The organism is Corynebacterium lipophiloflavum DSM 44291, from assembly GCF_000159635.1.
Classification (GTDB): domain Bacteria; phylum Actinomycetota; class Actinomycetes; order Mycobacteriales; family Mycobacteriaceae; genus Corynebacterium; species Corynebacterium lipophiloflavum.
In genome coordinates this window covers 572725-575101 of the sequence record NZ_GG667191.1, presented here as the reverse complement: position 1 = coordinate 575101, position 2377 = coordinate 572725, and the positions used below count along the sequence as shown (strand labels likewise).

Sequence of the window (2377 nt, the reverse complement as noted above, 5' to 3'; positions counted from 1 at the left end):
TGACGACCGGAGAAGATGCCCATGGCTGTGATTATTTCACGCAGGTTTTCCTGTCGCCCGAACTTTGCAACAGCACCTGGACATTCAGTATCCAAATACTCTAGGTTTGGTAGGGCGTACCCGTATCGACCCAGGAGGCAACAAGGATGACCGCTACTCGAACCGCACTCGTGACCGGAGCCAGCCGAGGAATCGGGCAGGCCACAGCCCGACGGCTGGCGTCGCTGGGCTTCGACGTGATCGCCCAGCATCGCGGCGATGACAGCGAGCTGGGTCCGATCCGTGAGATCGCCGCCGAGCACCAGACGACCGTGACCCCGGTACAGGCCGACTTCTCCGAACCCGGAGCGGTCGAGGCCCTGCTGCCACAACTCGATGCGGCACTCGACGGCCGCACGGTCGATCTCGCGTTCCTGAACGCCGGGATCGCGCCGTTTGGCGACTTCACCCAGCTGACGGAGCAGGCGCTGCGCGACCTGTTCCAGGTCAACACCATCGCCCCCTATGCACTCGCCGCAGGGCTGGCGGACAAGATGACGAGCCCTGGCGGGCAAGTCGTCTTCACCGGATCTGCCCTCACCCGCTACGCGTTCCCGGCATTGACCGGGTACGGGATGAGCAAGATCGCCCTGGAATATCTCGCCCGCAACATGGCCGCGAGCCTCGGGTCGCGGGGCATCACGGTCAACGTCGTCGCGCCCGGCGTCGTGGACACCGACATCAACGCCGGCTGGCTGCGCGGCAACGAGGAAGCAGCGGCCGGCACTCGTGAGTCGTCGGCGCTGGGGAGGATCGCCGAGGCCGATGACATAGCCGAGACGGTTGCCCTGCTTGCGCAGTCTTCGTCGCAGACGATCACCGGGCAGGTCATCGACGTGTCCATGGGCACCAGCCTGTAACCGACGAGGAGGCGAGCACTGATGAAGACCGTCGCGATCATCTACCACTCCAGCACGGGGAACGTGCACCAGATGGCCCTGGCCGCGCACACCCACGCCGAACAGCTCGGACACGGCGTCCTGTCCACCCGGCTTCCCGAACTGGACGACCCAGACGCTACCGTCGCCGCGCATCGGAAAGCCCTCGGCGACCTAGAAGCCGCCGATGCGGTTCTGTGGGGCACGCCCGGCCGGTACGGGGCAATGTCGGGGCCGATGAAGCACTTCCTCGACCAGACCCTGCCACTGCACCAGCGCGGCGCCCTGGCAGACAAGTACATGTCGACGTTCGTGTCCACCGCCTCCAACCACGGAGGACAGGAGTCCACGATCCTCGCGTTCAACAACGTGCTCTACCACTGGGGCGCGATCATCGTTCCCGCCGGAGCCGCAGGCGAGGCCCAGGCGATGCCGCTCAACGGCAACCCCTACGGTGTCTCCAGCGTCTCCAAAGCCCAGCCCGACGCGGTGCCGACCGAGAACCTGGAAGCGATGAAGTTCCTGGTCGAACGGCTCCTCACGCTCGTGCCAGGCGAGTGACCCACGATCGTTCCGCCCCTGCCGCATCATCTGCGCGGCAGGGGCGGGCTACTGCTCGCACCGTTGCTCAACCCGGACAATGCGGGTCTTCGTTGAGTAGGATCGACGTGTGAAACTGCCGCGCGGAACCGAGTGGATGGCCCACTGCCTCGTCGCGCTCTCCGCCTGCGAGGACATCGGCCCGCTCGCCAAGCACACCCTGGCAGAGATGTTCGATATCCCCGACGCCTACCTGAGCAAGCAGCTCCAGCAGCTCGTGCGCGCCGGCATCATCCGATCCTCCGCGGGAAACCGCGGCGGCTACTTCCTCGCGAGACCCGCGAGCACTGTGACCCTGCTCGACGTCATCAAGACCGTGCAGGGCGACGCCCCGCTGTTCGTATGTGAGGAGGTGCGCTGCCGCGGCATCTTCACCAACGACGCCGACGCCATCAGAGAGACCGGCCCCTGCGGTATCCACCACGCCATGGTCGAAGCCGAGAACCGCTGGCGCGACTCTCTCGCCACCGTCACTGTCGAAGCACTGACCCAACAGATCGGAGAACAGGGCGTCACCAGAATGCGCGACTTCGCCCGAGCACAGCGCGCCCATCAATAGTTGGCGCGGTGCCGCTACCCGAAAGGTAGAACGCCACGGGCCAGCCTGTGGGTCGTCAGTTCCCCAGGAGCGGCATCCCGTTGATCAAGCCGCGGAGGGCGAGTACGTCGCGTGGGATGAACTCTGCGACCGTCAGGCCAACCACGTCTGCGGCCGCGGTGAGGGGTGCTGTTGCAAAGTTGGGCGGAGAGCCGAGACGACCCAGTTTCTCATTTCCTGATGGCCGCTGCGTGCCGGCGTTCTCAGGCCGTCTCGAAGACCCGGTTGACGATCACCGCGTCCGGATTGGGGTGCCCATAGG

General features: G+C 65.6%; 3 protein-coding genes. All 3 read left to right on the top strand.

The genetic code is table 11. From position 1 onward, the window contains the following. Positions 1 to 170: 170 nt before the first annotated feature. The 3 genes from HMPREF0298_RS02870 (at position 171) to HMPREF0298_RS02860 (ending at position 2076) form a co-directional block, all read left to right on the top strand. A complete protein-coding gene (locus HMPREF0298_RS02870; protein WP_211205413.1) occupies positions 171 to 899 on the top strand; it encodes an SDR family NAD(P)-dependent oxidoreductase in 729 nt (242 codons plus the stop codon). 21 nt (positions 900 to 920) lie between these two features. After that, positions 921 to 1478 (top strand): NAD(P)H-dependent oxidoreductase, encoded by a 558-nt coding sequence (locus HMPREF0298_RS02865; protein WP_006839592.1) that lies wholly within the window; start codon positions 921 to 923, stop codon positions 1476 to 1478. A 109-nt stretch (positions 1479 to 1587) separates the two neighbouring features. Next, a complete protein-coding gene (locus tag HMPREF0298_RS02860) occupies positions 1588 to 2076 on the top strand; it encodes an RrF2 family transcriptional regulator (protein WP_006839591.1) in 489 nt (162 codons plus the stop codon). Positions 2077 to 2377: the final 301 nt, after the last annotated feature.

What these genes read in the sequence shown, in the direction of transcription:
- HMPREF0298_RS02865 (WP_006839592.1), top strand. Translation starts at nt 921, where the DNA reads ATGAAGACCGTCGCGATCATCTACCACTCCAGCACGGGGAACGTGCAC.